The sequence below is a fragment of the Sorangium sp. So ce131 genome (assembly GCF_051519095.1).
Taxonomy (GTDB): Bacteria; Myxococcota_A; Polyangia; order Polyangiales; family Polyangiaceae; genus Sorangium.
Map to the genome: position 1 here is coordinate 12,741,194 of NZ_CP150455.1, position 18,977 is coordinate 12,760,170.

General features: G+C 74.4%; 5 protein-coding genes and 1 tRNA gene. 4 read left to right on the forward strand and 2 right to left on the reverse strand.

Annotated features, from left to right (window positions below; genetic code table 11):
• From WMF43_RS46325 to WMF43_RS46340, 4 genes are all read left to right on the forward strand, one after another.
• Entirely contained in the window at window positions 1–9,033 is a 9,033-nt protein-coding gene (locus tag WMF43_RS46325) for an amino acid adenylation domain-containing protein (protein WP_437675107.1), read from the forward strand.
• A complete protein-coding gene (locus WMF43_RS46330; RefSeq protein WP_437675109.1) occupies window positions 9,030–13,028 on the forward strand; it encodes a non-ribosomal peptide synthetase in 3,999 nt (1,332 codons plus the stop codon). The genes WMF43_RS46325 and WMF43_RS46330 overlap by 4 nt, the downstream gene beginning before the upstream one ends.
• 17 nt (window positions 13,029–13,045) lie before the next feature.
• Window positions 13,046–14,479 (forward strand): diaminobutyrate--2-oxoglutarate transaminase, encoded by a 1,434-nt coding sequence (locus WMF43_RS46335; RefSeq protein ID WP_437684219.1) that lies wholly within the window; start codon window positions 13,046–13,048, stop codon window positions 14,477–14,479.
• 471 nt (window positions 14,480–14,950) lie between these two features.
• Window positions 14,951–15,037, forward strand: a tRNA-Ser gene (locus WMF43_RS46340).
• A 230-nt stretch (window positions 15,038–15,267) separates the two neighbouring features.
• Here the strand turns inward: WMF43_RS46340 and WMF43_RS46345 are convergent.
• The gene (locus WMF43_RS46345; RefSeq protein WP_437675111.1) at window positions 15,268–16,650 is read right to left on the reverse strand and encodes a DUF4388 domain-containing protein; all 1,383 of its coding nucleotides are present in this window, start codon (window positions 16,648–16,650) and stop codon (window positions 15,268–15,270) included.
• Window positions 16,651–16,936: 286 nt separating this feature from the next.
• On the reverse strand, window positions 16,937–18,907 hold the full coding sequence (gene aspS, locus WMF43_RS46350) for an aspartate--tRNA ligase (protein ID WP_437675113.1): 1,971 nt from the start codon (window positions 18,905–18,907) through the stop codon (window positions 16,937–16,939).
• Window positions 18,908–18,977 lie beyond the last annotated feature (70 nt).

Here is an 18,977-nt window from a genome sequence, read left to right on the forward strand (position 1 = left end):
ATGGCGAACCAGAAGAAAGACGTTGAGTCGATTCACTACCTCTCCCCGCTCCAGCAGGGATTGCTCTTTCACGCGGTCTCGGACCGGTCCGCCGATCCGTACTTCGTCCAGATCGGCTTCGTGCTCGAGGGTCGGCTCGATCAGGACGCCTTCGAGCGCGCCTGGCAGGCGCTCGCCGAGCGCCACCCGATCCTGCGCACCGCCTTCGTCTGGGAGGGCGTCGAGAGGCCGGTGCAGGTCGTCCGCCGGCGGGCGGCGATCCCCGTGGCGCGGCGCGATCTCCGGGGGCTGCCCGCGAGCGAGCGCGACGAGGCGCTCTCCGCGCTCATGGCCGAGGACCGGCGCGCCGGCTTCGACCTGCTGAAGGCGCCGCTCATGCGGCTCACGCTCGTCCAGCTCGAGGACGACGCCTTCTGCTTCATCAACAGCCATCACCACCTCTTGCTGGACGGGTGGAGCTTCGCCCTCCTGCTGCGCGAGGCGCTGTTCGCCTACCAGGCGCTCGTCCGCGGCGCGATCCCCGAGCTGCCGCGGGCGCGCCCGTACCGGGAGTACCTCGGGTGGGTGCAGGCCCAGGACGAGGGCGCGGCCGAGCGGTTCTGGCGCGATGTTCTGGCCGGGTTTCACGCGCCGACGCCGCTGCCCTTCGACGCCGGCCCCGCGGCGGCCGCGGCGCGCGACGGCGACGGCGGCTTCCCCTGCGCCGAGCAGGAGCTGCGCTTCTCGCGGGCGGAGACGGAGGCGCTCGCGGCCTGCGCCCGCCGCCTGCGCGTCACGCCGAACACCCTCGTGCAGGGCGCGTGGGCGCTCGTGCTCTCCCGGAACAGCGGGGAGCCCGACGTGGTCTTCGGCGCCACGGTGTCGGGCCGCCCCCCGGAGCTCCCCGGCGCGGACGCCATCGTCGGCCTCCTGATCAACACCCTGCCGGTGCGGGTCCGCGTGGACGAACATGCGCCGCTCGCCGGCTGGCTCGCGCGGCTGCAGGACCGGAACAGCGAGCTGCGCCAGCACGAGTGGACCCCGCTGTCGCTCGTCCAGCGCTGGAGCGAGGTGCCCGGCGGCCGGTCGCTCTTCGACACGCTGGTGGTGTTCGACAGCTACCCCGAGGAGGACGTGAGCGGCGCGTCGCTCGACGTGCACGTCCGCGCCTTGCCCCGGCCCGGCGGCGGGCGCGAGGGCGGCGCCCTGCTCACGGCCGGGCGCAACAACTACCCGCTGTCGCTCATCGTCGAGCCGGGCCGCGAGCTCGCGCTGATCGTGAGCTACGAGCGCCGCCGCCTCGCGCACGACGCCGCGGCGAGCCTGCTCGGTCAGTGCCGCGCGCTGCTCGGGGCGATGGCGGCGGCGCGGCCCGAGGCGCGGCTCGCCGAGCTGCCCCTCGTGAGCGGCGACGGGCGCCGGCGCCTGCTCGTCGACTGGAACGCGACGGCCGCGGCCTTCCCGGCGGCCTGCGTCCACGAGCTCTTCGAGGCGCACGCGGCCGCGCGGCCCGACGCGCTGGCGGTCGTCTGCGAGGACACGGCCCTGACCTACCGGGAGCTCGACCGGCGGACGAACCAGCTGGCGCGCCGGCTGCGCGCGCTCGGCGTGGGGCCCGAGGACCGGGTCGTCCTGTGCGTCGAGCGCTCGGCGGAGATGATCGTCGGGCTGCTCGGCGCGCTCAAGGCGGGCGCCGCGTACGTGCCCGTCGACCCGAAGTTCCCGCGCGAGCGGCTCCGCGCCGTGATCGAGGACAGCGGCGCGCGGGTCGTGCTCTCCCGGGAGCCGTGGGCCGCCGCGCTCGACGCGCCGGGGCCGGCGCTGCTCTGCCTCGACCGCGACGCCGGCGCGATCGCGGCCGAGCCCGACGCGCCGCTCGGCGCGACGGCGCGGCCCGAGAACGTCGCCTACCTCATCTACACCTCGGGCTCGACGGGGCGGCCCAAGGGCGTGGCCGTGGAGCACCGCCACCTCGCGAACTACGTGCGCGGCGTGCTCGCGCGGCTGCCCCTCCCCGAAGGCGGCGGCATGGCGCTGGTCTCGACCGTCGCGGCCGACCTCGGGCACACGTCGCTCTTCGGCGCGCTCTGCTCGGGCCGCACGCTGCACGTCCTGTCCGAGGCGCGGATCTTCGATCCCGACGCGACCGCCGAGTACATGAGCCGGCACGGGGTCGACGCGCTCAAGATCGTCCCCAGCCACCTCACCGCGCTGCTCGAGGCGGCGCGCCCCGAGCGGGTGCTGCCCCGGCGTTGCCTCGTGCTCGGCGGGGAAGCCTCGAGCTGGGAGCTCATCGACCGGATCCAGGCGCTCGCGCCGGGCTGCACCGTCCTGAACCACTACGGACCCACCGAGACGACGGTCGGCTCGCTCACGTGGGAGATCGGGGCCGCGGCGGACCGGTCGGGATCGACCGTGCCCATCGGCCGGCCGCTGCCCAACACCCAGGCGTACGTCCTGGGTACAAATATGCAGCCGGTGCCCGTGGGCGTGACCGGGGAGCTTTACCTGGGCGGGGCCGGCGTGACGCGCGGCTACCACGCCCGCCCCGAGCTGACGGCGGAGCGCTTCGTTCCGGATCCGTTCGGGGGCGCTCCGGGCGGCCGCCTGTACCGCACCGGGGATCGGGCGCGCCTCCGGGCCGACGGCGCGATCGAGTTCCTCGGGCGCACCGACCACCAGATCAAGCTGCGCGGCCACCGCGTCGAGCTCGGCGAGATCGAGGCGCAGCTGCGCGCGCAGCCCGAGGTGCGCGAGGCGGTCGTCGTGGCGCGGGACGGCGGCGGGGCGAAGCGCCTCGTCGCGTACGTGGTGGGCCACGGCGCGTCGGCGCTCGACGTGGCCGCCCTCCGCGCGCGGCTCGCGCTGCAGCTCCCCGACTACATGGTGCCGAGCGCGATCGTGCCGCTGCCCGCGCTGCCGCTCACGGCGAACGGCAAGATCGACCGCGCGGCGCTGCCCGAGCCCGGGCGGGCGGGCGCGCCGGAGGCCGGCGGCTTCGTCGCGCCCCGGAACGAGGTCGAGGCGACGCTCGCCCAGATCTGGGCCGACATCCTGCGCGTGGAGCGGGTCGGCATCCACGACAACTTCTTCGCCCTCGGCGGCGACTCCATCCGGAGCCTCCAGGTCATCGCGCGCGCCAACCAGCGCGGCATCAAGCTGAGCCCGAAGCACCTGTTCGAGCACCCCACGGTGGCCGCCGCCGCTGCGGTCGCGGTTCCCGCCGCCGCTGCGGTCGCGGTTCCCGCCGCCGCTGCGGTCGCGGTTCCCGCCGCGGGGCCGCACCAGGCCGGAGCGCCGTCGGCAGAGCCGCCCGCAGCGCCCGAGGCGCCGCCGTCCCGGTTCGCGTTGTGCGGCCTCACGCCGGACGAGATCGCGCGCGCCCTGCCGGACGCGTCACGGATCGAGGACGTCTACCGGCTCTCGCCGATGCAGGAGGGCATGCTCTTCCACACCCTCCTGAACCCGGGCTCCGGCATCTACCTGATGCAGCAGCACTACGTGTGGCACGGCCCGCTCGACGCCGGCCTGCTCATCGAGGCCTGGCGGCGGGTGGTCGCGCGGCACCCCATCCTGAGGACGTCGTTCCTCTGGAAAGATCTCGAGCGACCGCTCCAGATCGTCCACCGGGAGATCGACCTCGCCGAGGTCATCCACGTCCTCGACTGGCGCGGCCAGACCGAGGCCGAGCAGGAGGAGCGCCTCGCCGAGACGCTCGAGGCCGAGCTCGCCGCCGGGCTCGACATGACGCGCGCGCCGCTGATGCGGATCCGGCTGATCCGCGTGGCCGAGGACGCCTACCGCATCGTGCGGAGCTTCCACCACATCCTCACGGACGACTGGTGCTTCTCCGTGCTGATGATGGAGTGCCTGTCGTACTACGAGGCGCTCGGCGAGGGCCGCTCGCTCGAGCTGCCCGAGCCGCGCCCCTACCGCGACTACATCGCCTGGCTCGCGCGGCAGGACCTCGCGGCGGCCGAGCGGTTCTGGCGCGAGGAGCTCCGCGGCTTCACGGAGCCGACGCCGTTCGGCGTGGAGCGGGCCTTCCCCGAGGGCGCGGAGCCGCCCGCGGGGGCCGGCGTGAGCGACGAGTTCGTCGAGCTGCCCGTGGACATGACCGAGGCGCTCGTCGGCCTCGCGCACCAGCACGCGCTGACGCCCAACACCCTCGTGCAGGGCGCCTGGGCGCTGCTCCTGAGCCGCTACAGCGGCCGCCGCGACGTCGTGTTCGGCGTGACCGTGGCGGGCCGCCCGACCGATCTGCCCGGCGTGGAGACGATCGTGGGCCTGTTCATCAACAGCCTGCCGCTGCGGGTGCAGGTGTCGCCGGAGCGGCCGCTGCTCGCGTGGCTCAAGGATCTCCTCGCCCACAACTACCGGGTCCGCGAGGTCGAGTACCCGCCGCTGCTCGACATCCAGCGGTGGAGCGAGCTCCCCAAGGGCCAGGCGCTGTTCAACAGCCTCGTCGTCTTCGAGAACGCGCCCAAGGATCCCCGGCTGGGGGAGCAGGTGGGCGACGTCCAGCTCTCCTACGAGCGGGACCGGGTCCACACGAACTACCCGATGACGGTCGTCGCGTACCCGGGATCGAGGCTCGGGATCCGGCTCTCGTACGACCGGCGCTGGTTCGAGCCCGACGTCGTCCAGCGGATGCTCGGCCACCTGGTCCAGCTCCTGTCGGAGATGGCCCGCCGCCCGGAGGCCCGGCTGGGCGAGCTCTCGCTCCTCGGCGAGCGCGAGCGCCGGCAGCTGCTCGTGGAGTGGAACGCCACCGCGGGCGCGGAGCCCCCCGCGCCGAGCTACGTGGCGCTCTTCGAGGCCCAGGCGCGCCGGACGCCCGACGCCGAGGCCGCCTCGTCCCGGGGTCGCCGGCTCACCTACGCGGCCCTGAACCGCGCCGCCAACCAGGTGGCCCACGCGCTGCGGGCGGAGGGCGTCGGCCCGGACACGATCGTGGCCGTGCTCGACGCGCGCGACCTCGAGTTGCTCGTCGCGCTGCTCGGCGTGCTCAAGGCCGGCGGCGTGTACCTCCCGCTCGATCCCCGCCAGCCGGAGCAGCGCCTCGCCCGCCTCGTCGAGGACAGCCGCGCGCCCGTGGTGCTGACCTCGGAGGCGTGGGTCCCGCGCCTCGCGCGGGCGCTCGCGCACCTGCCCGAGCCCGCGCGGCCGCGGCTCGTCGCGCGCGAGCGCGTCGCCGCGCAGCGCGGGCCCGCGGAGGATCTCCCGCACCTCACCGGCCCGGGCCACCTCGCCTACGTGATCACCACGAGCGGGTCGACCGGCGTGCCGAAGGGGGCGATGGTCGAGCACGCGGGAATGCTCAACAACGTGTGGGGGAAGATCCCCGCGCTCGGGCTCGGCCCCTCGGACGTGATCGGGCAGACCGCGTCCCAGTGCTTCGACATCTCGGTGTGGCAGCTGCTGACCGCGCTGCTCTGCGGCGGTCGCGTGCACATCGTGCCCGACGAGATCGCGGGCGATCCGCGGCGCCTCGTGGAGGAGGCCGAGGCGCAGGGCATCACGGTCCTCGAGCTGGTCCCGTCGCTCCTGCGGGAGCTCGTGGCGGCCGACGCGGACGTGCGCGAGGCGCGCGACGCGCCGACCCTCGCGCGCCTGCGGTGGATGTTGCCCACCGGCGAGGCCCTGACGCCCGACCTCTGCCGCCGGTGGTTCGAGCGCTACCCCCGCGTCCCGCTCGTGAACGCCTACGGCCCGGCCGAGTGCGCCGACGACGTGGCGCTGCACGTGATTGCGGCGGCCCCGGGGCCCGAGCTCGCGCGTGTGCCCGTCGGCCGTCCCGTGCCCAACGTGCGGCTCCACCTCGTCACGGGCGACGACCTCTCGCCCGTCGGCGCGACCGGCGAGATCTGCGTCGCGGGCGTCGGCGTGGGGCGGGGCTACCTGAACGACCCCGCCCGGACCGCCGAGGCCTTCGTGCCCGACCCCTTCAGCGGGATCCCCGGCGCGCGCATGTACCGGACCGGGGATCTCGGCCGGCGCCTCCCGGACGGCGCCGTCGAGTTCCTGGGGCGGCGGGATCACCAGGTGAAGATCCGCGGCTTCCGCATCGAGCTCGGCGAGATCGAGGCGCGCCTCGAGCAGCACCCCGAGGTCCGCGAGGCCGTGGTCGCGGTCCGCGACGAGCGCCCGTCCGGCAAGCGGCTCGTCGCCTACGTGGTCGGCGCCGCCGGCGCGCCCCCGGCGCCGGAGCATCTACGCGATTTCCTTAAGGAAACGCTGCCCGACTACATGGTGCCGCCGGTGTTCGTCTCGCTCGCGGCGCTGCCGCGCACGCCGAGCGGCAAGGTGGACCGCAAGGCGCTGCCGGCGCCGGAGTCGCCCGCGGCCGAGCCGGCGGGGGCGGCGGCCGCCGCCCCGCGGACGCCGACGGAGGACGTGCTCGCGGGCATCTGGGCCGAGGTGCTCGGGCTCGACCGGATCGGCGTGCACGCGAGCTTCTTCGAGCTGGGCGGGCACTCGCTGCTCGCCACGCAGGTGGCGTCGCGCGTGCGCAGGGCGCTCGGCGTCGAGCTGCCGCTCCGCAGCCTGTTCGACCACCCCACCGTGGCGGAGCTCGCCCGCGACGTCGATCAGCGGCGCGCCCGGCGCGACGGCGGCGCGGCGGCGATCGAGGCGCCGCCGATCGTCCCGGCGCCGCGGCAGGGGCCGCTGCCGCTCTCGTTCGCGCAGCAGCGCCTGTGGTTCCTGGACCAGCTCGAGCCGGGCAGCGCCGGGTACAACATGACCGCGGCCGTGCGCGTCGAGGGGGAGCTGGACCTCGCGGTCCTCAAGCAGAGCCTCGCCGCGCTCGTCCGGCGCCACGAGTCGCTGCGGACCACGTTCGGCGTGGCCGGCGGCGAGCCGGTGCAGGTGATCGCCCCCGAGGGCGCGCCGGAGCTCGAGGTGGTGGACGTGTCGGCCATGCCCGCCGCGGAGCGCGGCGCGGCGGTCCAGCGCCTGGCCGCGGCCCGCGCGGAGCGGCCGTTCGATCTCGGTCGCGGGCCGCTCCTGCGGGTGACCGCGGTGAGGCTCCGCGACGACGAGCTCGTGCTGGTCGTGGTCGTGCACCACATCGTGGCGGACGGCTGGACCCTGAACGTGCTGGTCGCCGAGCTCGCCGAGCTCTACGCGGCCGTGAAGGCCGGGCGGCCGCCGGCGCTGAAGCCGCTGCCGATCCAGTACGCGGACTTCGCGGTCTGGCAGCGTCGGTGGATGCAGGGCGCCGTCCGCGAGGCGCTGCTCGGCGCCTGGCGCGAGCGGCTCGCGGGGCACCCGCCCGCGCTCGACCTGCGCCCGGATCACCCGCGGCCCGCCGCGGCGAGTTACCGCGGCGCGCGGCACACGATCGCCGTCGACCGCGGCCTCGCCGACGCGGTGCGCGCGCTCGGCCGGCGCGAGGGCGCGACGCTGTTCATGACGCTGCTCGCGGCGTTCAACGTCGTGCTCTTCGCGCGCTCGGGCCAGACCGATCTCCTGGTCGGCACCGACGTCGCGGGCCGGAGCCGCGAGGAGACCGAGGGGCTCATCGGGTTCTTCGTCAACCTGCTCGTCCTGCGCACGGATCTCGGCGGCCAGCCCACGTTCCGGGAGCTCCTCCGGCGGGTCCGCGAGGTCACGCTGGACGCGTACGTGCACCAGGACCTGCCGTTCGAGCAGGTCGTGGACGCCGTGCGCCCGGCCCGCGAGCCCGGCCGCCACCCCCTCGTGCAGGCCCTGTTCGTCCTGCAAAATACGCCGGCGACCGACATCGCGCTGCCCGGCGTCCGCTTCAGCGCCGTGGAGCTCGATCGCGAGGTGTCGCGGTTCGATCTCGGGGTGTTCGCCGAGGAGACGGACGAGGGGATCTCGATCGCGTGGAAGTACCGCGCCGACCTGTTCGAGCCGGCGACGATCGCGGCGATGGCGGCGCAATTCCTGGCCCTCTTGCGGGCCGTCGTGGACGACCCCGACCGCCGCGTGACGGCGCTCGCGGCTGCAGAAAGGAAGGAACGCATCATGGAAGGGCGCGCGCGCGACGAGGGCCGGCAGAAGGGCCTGCGGCGCATCACCCCGCGCAGGGTCGACGTGGAGCCCGGCGCGCTGGTCTCCACCGGCACGCTCGGCGAGGGGCCGCTGCCGCTCGTGATCCAGCCGGCCATGGACGACGTGGATCTCGCGGCCTGGGCCCGCGCGGAGCGGGGGTTCATCGAGGAGCAGCTCCACCGGCACGGGGCCGTGCTGTTCCGCGGCTTCTCGCTGCGGTCGGTGGCGAGCTTCGAGGAGGTCGCGCAGGCCGTCACCGGCGAGCTGTTCGGCGAGTACGGCGACCTGCCGCGGGAGAAGGCCGGGCGGCACGTCTACGGCTCGACGCCGTACCCCGCGGACCGGGCGATCCTGTTCCACAACGAGAGCTCGCACCTGCCGCGCTGGCCGCTCAAGCAGTGGTTCTTCTGCGTGCAGGCCTCGCCCGAGGGCGGCGCGACGCCGATCGTGGACTGCCGCCGCCTCCACGAGGCGCTCTCGCCCGAGGTGCGCGAGCGCTTCCGGCGGTCGGGGCTGCTCTACGTGCGCAACTTCACGCCCGGCTTCGACGTCGCCTGGCAGGACTTCTTCCACACGACCGATCCCGCGGTGGTGGAGGAGCGCTGCCGGTCGGGCGGCATGCGGTGCGAGTGGCGGGAGGGCGGCCGGCTGCGGATCAGCCAGCGCGGCCCGGCGGTGATCCAGCACCCGCGGACCGGCGCGTGGGTGTTCTTCAACCAGGTCCAGCTCCACCACCCGGCGTACCTGGAAGCCCCCGTGCGCGAGTCGCTGCTCGCCATGCTCGGCGAGGACTGGCTGCCTCGCAACGTGCTCTACGGCGACGGCGCGCCGATCGACGCCGCGACGACGCGCGCGCTGGGCGAGGCCTACGAGCGCTGCGCTGTGCGGTTCCCGTGGCGGGAGGGCGACCTCCTGCTCCTCGACAACATGCTCGTGGCCCACGCCCGCGACCCGTTCTCCGGCCCGCGGAAGATCGTGGTCGCGATGGGCGAGATGGTGGCGCAGGACGAGCTCGGGGCGGTGGCGTCATGACGATGCAGAGCGCGATGACGGCGCCGAGCGTGCAGGGCGTGCGGCTGTCGCCGCAGCAGCGGGCCCTCTGGGCGCTCCACCGGCGCGGGGCTGCGTGCGCCGCGCGCGGCCTGCTCCGGCTGGAGGGGCCGCTCGACCCGGCGCGGCTGGCCCGCGCCCTGGACCACGTGGTCGCCCGCCACGAGATCCTGAGGACGACCTTCCGCCGGGACGCGCGCCTCAAGTATCCGCTGCAGGTGGTCGCGGCGGCGGCGCCCTCGTGGCGCGCCGTCGACCTCGGCGGCCGCGCGGCGGAGGAGCAGGAGGCCCGCGTCGAGGCGCTCTGGCGCGAGGCCGCGCGGCGCGGGTTCGATCTCGAGCGCGGGCCGCTGCTCGACGTGGCGCTGGTGCGCCGCTCCGAGCGGCGGCACGACCTGCTGCTCACGGCGCCCGCGCTCTGCGCCGACGCCTGGACGCTGGGTCTCCTCGCGCGCGAGCTGGCTGAGGCCTACGCCGCCGGCGGGGAGCGGCGGCCGCTTGGCGACGCGCACGCGCCGGTGCAGTACGCGCAGTTCGCCGAGTGGCAGAACGACCTCGTCGGCTCCGCGGAGAGGGCGAGCTCCCCCGCGGGGGCGCCCGTCGTGCTCCCCTTCGAGCGCGCCGCGGAGGACGGCGGCGCCGCCGGCGAGGCCGTCGAGCTCGAGATCGACGCGGCGCTCGCCGACCGGCTGGAGTCGCTGGCCCGCGGCGAGGGCGCCTCGCTCGCCTCGGCCCTGCTCGCGGCCCTAGAGGTGCACCTCGCGCGCCTCGGCGGACCGCGGGAGCTCGTCCTCGCGGTCGCCTCGGCCGGGCGGCGGATCGAGGACGTCGAGGAGCTCATGGGCCCGGTGGCGAAGTGGCTCCCGGTCGCGTTCCGCGTGGAGGATGCTGCGGCGTTCGCCGACCTGGTGCGGAGGGCGCACGCCGCCGTCGAGGAGGCGGCGGAGGAGGAAGAGTACGTCGACCCCGGCGCGCTCGCCGACGGCGGGGCGCTCTCCGGCGCGGTCGGCTTCGAGCTCGTGACGCTCCCGGAGCCCTGGGTCGCGGGGGGCCTCTCGTGGCGCGTCGAGCGGCAGTGCGCGGGCGCGGGCGGGCTCAAGCTCGCGCTCTCGGCCCAGCGCGGGCCCGGCGGCGTGCGCCTCGCGCTCTGGCACGACGCGCGCCGGATCTCGACCGACGGCGTCGCCGGCATGGCGGAGCAGTACCTGGCGCTGCTCGGCGGCGCGGCCGCGTCCTGGTCGGCGCCGGCCGGGCGCCTCGGCCTGCTCGGCCCCGCGGAGCGGGCGCGGCGGCTCGCGGCGGGCCGGGGCGCCGCGTGCGACGCGGCGCCGCCGCGGTGCCTGCACGCCTCGTTCGAGGAGCACGCCGCGCGGCGGCCCGACGCGCCGGCGGTGGTCGCGGGCGATCAGGAGCTCACGTACCGCGACCTCAACCGCCGGGCCAACCGGCTCGCGCACCACCTCCGCCGGCGCGGGGTGGGCGGCGGCAGCCCCGTCGGCCTCTGCTGCGAGCGCTCCGCGGACATGATCGTCGGCCTGCTCGGCATCCTCAAGGCCGGCGGCGCGTACGTGCCGCTCGACCCGCACGCGCCCGTGCAGCGGCTCGGCCAGCAGATCCGGTGTGCCGGCCTCTCCCTCCTGGTCACGAACCTCCCTGACGTCGCCCGGCTGCCCGCGGCGGGCGGCGCCGTCCTGTCGCTCGATCACGCCGCGCACGCCGCGCTCCTCGACGAGGACCCCGAGGTGAACCCGGCCGCGCCGGTGCACCTCGACGACCTCGCGTCCGTGGTCTTCACGTCGGGCTCCACGGGCGTGCCCAAGGGCGTCGCCGTCACGCACCGCGGCGTCGCCAGCTACACCCGCGCGCTCTGCGAGGCGCTCGCGATCGAGCCGGGGCTGCACTTCGCGACCGTCTCGACGCTGAGCGCCGACCTCGGCAACACGAGCATCTTCGGCGCCCTCGCGTCCGGCGGGTGCCTCCACGTGATCGACTACGCCACCGCCACCGACGGCCGGCTCTTCGCGGCGTACTACCGGCGCTCTCCGCTCGACGTGCTGAAGATCGTGCCGTCGCACCTGAGCGCGCTGCTCGACACGGGCGAGGGCGCGGCGGTGCTGCCGCGTCGGCTCCTCGTGCTGGGCGGCGAGCCGCTCTCGTTCGCGCTCGCCGAGCGGATCGCGGCGCTCTCGACCGGCTGCGCGGTCGTCAACCACTACGGGCCGACCGAGACGACGGTGGGCGCGCTCGTGCTGCCGCTCGCCGAGATCGGCGATGCGCGCGGGTGCGACTCCGTGCCGATCGGCCGCCCGCTCGCCAACGCCGAGGCGTACGTGCTCGACGAGCGCCTGGAGCCGGCGCCGGCCGGCGCGGTGGGCGAGCTGTACCTCGGCGGCGCCGGGCTCTCGCGCGGTTACCTCGGCCAGCCGGATCTCACCGCGGAGCGGTTCGTGCCGCACCCGTTCGCCGCGGGCGCGCGCCTCTACCGCACGGGCGATCGCGCGCGGTACCGGCCCGACGGCGCCGTCGAGTTCATGGGCCGGCGCGATCACCAGGTGAAGATCCGCGGCTTCCGGGTGGAGCTCGGCGAGGTCGAGGCGCGCGTCCGCGAGCACCCCGGCGTCGGGCAGGCGGTCGTCGTCGCCCGCGACGACGGCGCGGGCGGGCGCTCGATCGCCGCCTACGTGGTGCCCCGCGAGGGATCACTCGACGAGGCCGCGCTGCGCGGGTTCCTCAAGGAGAGGCTCCCCGAGTACATGGTCCCCGGCGACTTCGTGCTGCTGCACGCGTTGCCGCTCACCGCCAACGGCAAGGTGGATCGCAAGGCGCTGCCGAGCCCCGCCGCGCGCCGGCGGCGCGAGTACGTCGCGCCGCGGACGCAGGTCGAGGAGACGCTCGCGGCGATCTGGGCCGACGTGCTGGGGCGCCCGCAGGTGGGCGTCGAGGACGACTTCTTCGAGCTCGGCGGCCACTCGCTGCTCGCGATCCCGCTGATGCACCGGATCCAGCAGGCGCTCGGCGGCTCCCTGTCGCTGACGGCGATCTTCGAGGCGCCGACCGTCGCGGGCCTCGCCCGGCGGATCGAGGCCGAGCGCCCGGCGCCGGGCGTCGTGGCGCTGCGCGCGGACGGATCGCGCCCGCCGCTCTTCTGCGTGGACCCCACGGGCCGGCACGTCGCGGCCTACCGGCGCCTCGCCGACGCCCTGGGGGACGACCAGCCCGTGCTCGGGCTCGAGCTCGGCCCGGCGCTTCCGTGCGAGGCCGAGGCCGTCTCGCTCCCGCGCATCGTCGAGCACCTCGCGCGCGAGATCCGGCAGCGGCAGGAGCGCGGGCCGTACCTGCTGCTGGGGTGGTCCCTCGGCGGCGTGCTGGCGCTCGCCGTCGCGCGGTCGCTGGAGGAGCAGGGCGAGCGGGTCGCGTTCCTCGGCATCCTGGACACGCAGCCGCGCGCGCAGCTGTACGCGGCGGGCGAGCCGGACGCCGTGGAGGAGCTCGCGGCGTACCTCGAGACGGACCGCGGCGCGCAGTGGCGCCAGCTCCCGCCGGCGGAGCTCGACGTGCTGCGCGGGCGGCTGCGGGGGCTCGGCGGCGGCGACCGGGTGACGGAGGCCGTGCGCTGGGCGCAGTCCCACGGCCTGCTGCCGGCCGACGTGCCGCCCGCCGCCTTCCACCACCGTTACGCGCTGCTCCGCGGCGCGGCGACGCTCGTGAGCGAGCTGCCGCCGCGGTGCCTCCGCGCGCCGATCCACGCGTGGTGGAGCGACGAGACGATCGCGCGCCACGGCGGCCCGCCCGTCGACTGGCAGCGCTACACGGCCGGGGCGGCGCGCGCGGCGATCGTCGCCGGCGATCACCTCGCCGCCGTGCAGGGGGACGAGGTGCATGCGCGCGTGCGCGCGGCCCTCGAGGCCCTGGATCTGCGCGCGCGCCCCGGAACACACGAGGTCGAGCAACTCTTCTCACGAGGGAGCACCCGATGAGCCTGTCTGCAGTTTCCATGTCGTCTGCGGTGGACCATCCGCCGCCGGTCTCCAGGGCGCCGCTCCACGCGGGCCTCGCCGCCGAGCTGGCCGAGCGCCACCGGCGGCGCGCGCTCTACGACCTCGGCGATCACCCCCTGCTCGAGCGGCAGCGGCAGCACGAGTCGAGCGCCCGCACCTACCCGCGGCGCCTGCCGCTGGCGCTCTCCCGCGCGCAGGGCGTGTACGTGGAGGACGTCGAGGGCCGGGTGTTCATCGATTGCCTGGCCGGGGCGGGCACCCTGGCGCTCGGGCACAACCACCCGGCGGTGCTCGACGTCCTCGAGCGGACGCTCCGCTCGGGCCTGCCGCTGCACGCGCTCGACTTCACGACGCCGGTCAAGGACCGCTTCATGCAGGACGTGCTCGCGGCGTTGCCCTCGGCCTTCGCCCGCCACGCGCGCATCCAGTTCTGCGGCCCCACCGGGGCCGACGCGGTGGAAGCCGCGCTGAAGCTGGTGAAGACCGCCACCGGCCGCGGCACGGTGATCGCCTTTCAGGGGGCCTATCACGGCATGACACAAGGCGCGCTCACCCTGATGGGCAACCTCGGGCCCAAGGTGGCGCTCGGCTCCAGCCTGCATGGGGTCCAGTTCGCGCCGTATCCTTATGCCTACCGCTGCCCGTTCGGCCTCGGCGGCGACGCCGGCGTCGCGGCCTCGCTCGCCTACCTGGAGAACCTGCTGTCCGATCCGGAGGGCGGCGTGCCCAAGCCGGCCGCCATCATCCTCGAGGCGGTGCAGGGCGAGGGCGGCGTGATCCCGGCGCCGGCGGCGTGGCTCAAGGGGCTGCGGGCGCTGGCGACGCGCCACGACATCCCGCTGATCCTCGACGAGGTGCAGACGGGCTTCGGCCGCACCGGCCGCATGTTCGCGTTCGAGCACGCCGGCATCGAGCCGGACGTGGTGGTGCTGTCGAAGGCGCTGGGCGGCGGGCTTCCGCTGTCGGTGGTGGTCTACCACGAGCGCCTCGACGCCTGGCGCCCGGGCGCCCACGCGGGCACGTTCCGCGGCAACCAGCTCGCGATGGCGGCGGGCTCGGCCACGCTCGCGGTGCTGCGCGAGGCGCGCCTCGACGCCGCGGCCGCGGAGCTCGGCGCGCGCCTCCAGCAGCAGCTCGCCGCGCTCGGCGGCGCGTTCGCGTGCGTCGGCGAGGTGCGCGGCCGCGGCCTCATGATCGGCGTGGAGCTGGTGGACGCCGCGGCCGCGCCGGACGCGCGCGGGGCGCGCCCCGCGCACCCGGAGCTCGCCGCGCGCGTGCAGCGCGAGTGCCTGCGCCGCGGCTTGATCGTGGAGCTCGGCGGCCGCCACGGCAGCGTGGTGCGCTTCCTCCCGCCGCTGATCATCACCGCCGCGCAGATCGACGAGGTGGCGAAGATCTTCGGCCAGGCGCTCGCCGCCGCGCGCGTGTAGCCCGCGGCAGCGCGCGCGCAGCCCGCGTGTCGGAGGCGGCGCCGCGCAGCCCACCGCAGCCCGCGTGTCGGATGTGGCGCCGCGCATCCCGCCGCAGCCCGCAAGTCGGAGGCGGCGCCGCGCATCCCGCCGCAGCCTGCGTGTCGGAGGTGGCGCCGCGCCCCAGGAGCGCACCCAGCAGCGCTCAAAATGTAATATAAACCACATAACAATTCGCCGATCGACCGATGTCGTCGTTGGGCACGAGCCTGGCGGTTCGCCCGCTCCTGTGGTCCCGCGCGGGGGCGGTGCGGCGCCGGCGCGTTTCCCCTCACGATCTTTTGTGCACGGCGAGAACCTCTGAGGTATGTTGCCGCTCCCTCGACTGCCGCCCCGTGCGACCGCCGGGTGGATGCTCTTTTAAACTCCGAGCTTCGAGGTTCGCCTCGGCCGTGCGCTCCGCACGTGTCGGGCGGGCCTTCCTGACAACCAGGAGAGGTGGCCGAGTGGCTGAAGGCACACGCTTGCTAAGCGTGCGATCGGGAAACTGATCCGCGGGTTCGAATCCCGCCCTCTCCGCTGCGATGTGCGCTCAGCGTGACGCCCCCCGTGCGGCGACCTGAGCGCCGCGTGCTGTTGCCGCCGAAGCGCGGAGTGTGGCCCGCTCGAGCGGGCGTCCGCTCGCGCAGCGCGCCCGGCGCAAGGCGCGCCCTTTCAGTCCTCCGCGCGGCCGCGGCGCCTCGGGGCGCCCTGGTCCTCGGCACACGCGCGGGCTGCCGCAGCGCTGTCCTCCGCGCGGCCGCGGCGCCTCAGGGCGCCCTGGTCCTCAGCACGCGCGACTGCAGGAACTGGTAGATCGTCTTGATCGCGTCGAACGACCCGACGGCGCTCTCCTTGATCACCTCGTTCACCGTGCGCGAGCCGTTGACGGCCCCGAGCACGAGCTCCTCGACGCGCGTCAGCTTGTTCTCGCCCACGCCGTCGAGCGCGACCTGGTCCACGACGATCACCTGGTCGAAGTTGATCGTCCCCTCCATGAGCCGCCACTCGTCGACGCGCCGGAAGCCCTCGAGCACCAGCGCGGAGACGGGGAGGCCGAGGCGCGCCTGCTCCACCTCGGGGCGGAACGGCTCGCGCGTGAACGAGAAGCGCCCGTACGGCCAGCGCAGCACCTCGTAAATGAGCTCGCTCGACTGGCGCTCGAGCACCTCGACGAGATCCTCGTCCGTCGCGAAGCCCGCCTCCACGAGCACCTGCCCGAGCAGGACGTTCGGCCGCTTCTCGCGGACCATCACCTCGATCCGCTCGCGCGTCACGAGGCCGCGCTCGATGAAGTAGCGCCCGAGCTTGAACTCGTCGGACGAGTTGCGCGCCTGCACGAGATCGATGAGCCCCTGCCGGAGCGAGATCGTCACCGACGCGCGGTTCGTCACCACCCGCAGCACGCCCGTCTGCCGCTGCATCTGGAGCAGCTGGAGGATCTCGGCGAGCGGGATCGCGGAGACGTCGCCGCTCATCACCTCCTTCGCGTCCGGCGGCGAGTCGGTGTCGCGCAGGGTCAGCGTCAGCATCGAGACCACCTCGCTGGTCATGGCGCGGGCGACCGCCTGCATCACGGCCGCCTCGTTGGTCCGCGCCTCGGGCGACAGGCCCATGATCGCGGGCGTCATCGCCGTCGCCAGCTGCTGGGCGAAGTCCACCCCGGCGCGCTGCCGCATGTGCCGGGCGACGAGGCTCGGCCGCACGCTCTCGGCGATCGTGTCCTCGTCGGGCATCTTCGCGCCCTCGGGGACGGGCCGCGCGCGCCCCTCCGCGGTCTTCGCGAGCGCGCCCTCGATCACCGCGACCAGCGCGCGCGCGTCGAACGGCTTCGTGATCGCGTCGACCGCGCCGGTCTGCTGCACGAACTGCCCCCGGATCTTGTCGCCCTTGGCGCTCATCAGGACCACGGGCACCGTGCGGTGCGACGGGTTCGACCGGAGCTCCCGGCAGAAGGCGTAGCCGTTCATCCTCGGCATCACGAAGTCGAGGAGGACGAGGTCGTACTTCGGCCCCTTCTTGATCAGCTCGATCCCCGCGAGCCCGTCGCGCGCCACGGTCGGCTCGAACCCGTGGCGGGCCAGGATGGCGCTGACGACCTTCAGGATGGTCGGGCTGTCATCGACTACGAGGACGCGCGCCGGGGAGCCCATGGGGAAGGAATGACGGACCTACCCTATCAGAAGTGCGCGGCCTGCAAACAGAAAGGCCGCGCGACATGGTCGCGCGCGGCGAGGTCGTGTCGTACCCGGTGAGCATGGCCGGTCGCCATGGAGCGGCGGGCACCCGCTTCGGATACGGGCCCACCTCGGCGTTTTCGGTGCTCAGCGCACAGGAGTGCGCCTCCGCGCCGAAAACGCCGATCTGGGCCCGTCTCCTGTGCGGGGGACCGCCGCTCCGTGGTGCGTGACCAGAGACGGAGGAAAACGCGCTCTGGGATTAAGCGCCCGCGCTGCCGGCGCCGGTCGCGCTCGCCGCGCCGGCCGGACGGGGCTCGTCCACGACCGTCTTCACGCGGAGCTCGGCGAGCTGCGCGGCGTCCACGGCGACCGGGGCGCCGGTCATCTGGTCCGTGCCCTGGTTGGTCTTCGGGAACGGGATGACGTCCCGCAGCGTCGGCGCGCCGCTGAGCAGCATCGAGAGCCGGTCCATGCCGAGCGCGATGCCCCCGTGCGGCGGCGCGCCGCTGCGGAGCGCGTCGAGGAGGAACCCGAACTTGTCGCGCGCGTCGCGCTCGTCGATGCCCAGCGTCTTGAAGACGCGCGCCTGCACGTCGGGGTCGTGCAGCCGGATCGAGCCGCCGCCGATCTCGAACCCGTTCAGCACGAGGTCGTACCGGTAACACTCGACGCGCGCCGGATCGCTCTCGAGCAGCGGCACGTGCTCGTCGATCGGCCGCGTGAACGCGTGGTGCGCGGCCGCCCAGCGCCCCGTCTCCTCGTCGTACTCGAACAGGGGTGGGTTCGTCACCCAGAGGAACCTCCACTGGTCTCCATGCCCGTACTCCGGGATGAGGCCGATCTTCTTGGCGACGTCGACCCGGAGCTTCGCCATGACGGTGTGCACCACGTCGGTCTTGCCGAACTGGAAGCAGAGGATGTCGCCCGGCTTGGCGCCGAGCGCCTCGTTCAGCTTCTGCCGGAGCTCCGGCGTGATCGACTTCGACAGCGGCGACTGCGTCCAGGAGCCGTCCTCGGCGAGCTTGGCGCGCGCGAGCCCCCGGAACCCCTTCACGTCGCGCAGCCCGCGCTCGAGCTCCTCGGTCTGCTGGCGCGACAGGTTCGCGCTCGCCGGGATCACGAGCCCCTTCACGATCTCGGCCGGCACGTCGCGCCGCAGCTTGCCCGACCGGTACTTCTCGGCGATCTCGACCCAGAAGGGCACCCCGCCGCCGCCCTGCTCGATGATGAGATCGGTGAGGTCGACGTGCTCGATCCCGAAGCGGAGGTCGGGCTTGTCGTTGCCGAAGCGGGCCATCGACTCGGCGAACGGCATCTGCGGGAAGCGGCCCGACGGGTAGAGCTTCGTCAGGTCGATGCCGAGCGCCGCCTTCCAGATGGTGAAGACGAGCCCCTCGATGAGACGGAAGACGTCGTCCTGGTTCACGAACGAGAGCTCGACGTCGATCTGCGTGAACTCGGGCTGCCGGTCGATGCGCAGATCCTCGTCCCGGAAGCACTTCACGATCTGGAAGTAGCGGTCGAAGCCCGCGACCATGAAGAGCTGCTTGTAGAGCTGCGGGCTCTCGGCGAGCGCGTAGAACTTCCCGGCCGAGACCCGCGAGGGCACGAGGAAGTTGCGCGCGCCGCCGGGGGTGTACTTCACGAGGAACGGCGTCTCGAGCTCGAGGCACCCCTGGTCGGACAGGTAGTTGCGGGTCGCCCGGTTGACCTCGTGGCGCATCCGGAGCGCCCGCTGGAGCGGGGCCCGGCGGAGGTCGAGGTAGCGGTACTGGAGGCGGATCTCCTCGCGCGTCTCGATGTCGTCCGCGATCTCGAACGGGGGCGTCTCCGCCCGGTTGAAGACCGTCGCCTCGGCGACCCAGACCTCGATGGCCCCCGTGTCGATCTTCTCGTTCACGTTGCCCTCGCGGCTCTTCACGAGGCCGCGGACGCCGATGACCCACTCGGATCGGGCCTTCTCCGCGGCGGCGTGCGCCTCGGCGACCTGCTCCGGCTTGACCTCGCCGCCTCCCACCTTCTGGAGCTCGCTCTGGATCGCGCCCGCGTAGCTCACGTCGAAGACGATCTGCGTCACCCCGGTGCGGTCGCGGAGGTCGATGAAGATGCAGCCTCCGTGATCGCGGCGCCTCGCGACCCAGCCGAACAGCACGACCTCCTTGCCGATGTCCGCCGTGCGCAGTTCGCCGCAGCGGTGCGTCCTCTTGAGCTCATCGATGAAACGGGACACGAGCCGACCTCCGAGTTTCCGTGGAAGGGGCGACTCTAGCCCAGGTCGCCATGGACCGCCTCTCCGATGC

What these genes read in the sequence shown, in the direction of transcription:
- WMF43_RS46345 (WP_437675111.1), bottom strand. Translation starts at nt 16,650, where the DNA reads ATGGGCTCCCCGGCGCGCGTCCTCGTAGTCGATGACAGCCCGACCATC.
- WMF43_RS46335 (WP_437684219.1), top strand. Translation starts at nt 13,046, where the DNA reads ATGTCGTCTGCGGTGGACCATCCGCCGCCGGTCTCCAGGGCGCCGCTC.
- WMF43_RS46330 (WP_437675109.1), top strand. Translation starts at nt 9,030, where the DNA reads ATGACGATGCAGAGCGCGATGACGGCGCCGAGCGTGCAGGGCGTGCGG.
- WMF43_RS46325 (WP_437675107.1), top strand. Translation starts at nt 1, where the DNA reads ATGGCGAACCAGAAGAAAGACGTTGAGTCGATTCACTACCTCTCCCCG.